This is a genomic window from Pseudomonas sp. 05N434, assembly GCF_056396965.1.
In genome coordinates, this window is record NZ_JBFTMK010001194.1 from 1 (window position 1) to 374 (window position 374).

At 56.4% G+C, this 374-nt stretch carries 1 protein-coding gene; it reads right to left on the reverse strand.

Features of this window, described 5'->3' with window-relative positions:
- On the reverse strand, positions 1-126 hold a 126-nt coding region (locus AC1DLB_RS32390), incomplete at its 3' end, for a flavodoxin domain-containing protein (protein ID WP_477786582.1).
- Positions 127-374 lie beyond the last annotated feature (248 nt).

A 374-nucleotide genomic window follows, 5' to 3' on the forward strand; every position in this document is an offset into this window, starting at 1 on the left:
GGTTTCAGCAACACGCTTGAGCGTCACGTCGGTGCCAGGTACGGATCGTGCGCCTTCGGCCACTGCTCCAGCCATCGTTTCGAGGTGACCGTACATTGAGTAATAGAGAACCAGTACCTTCGCCATGATTTTTCTCCTGGATTAAGCGCCATTCGATGGATTAGGAAGATCTTGGGTTACACCACTGCCAACGAACAGCAGCGGCAGGTGCAGCACTCGGTCATGAACAAAACGGCGGCTCACACCCACCCGACTGCAGGGACTTTGACGGCATGCGGATTAACACTAGCAGTTCCGTATGCTGCCTGCCGGGCAGTCAGGGAAGCTATTCGATTGGTGGCAGATGGCAGCACGTGTAGTGGGGAAGGGCGCGC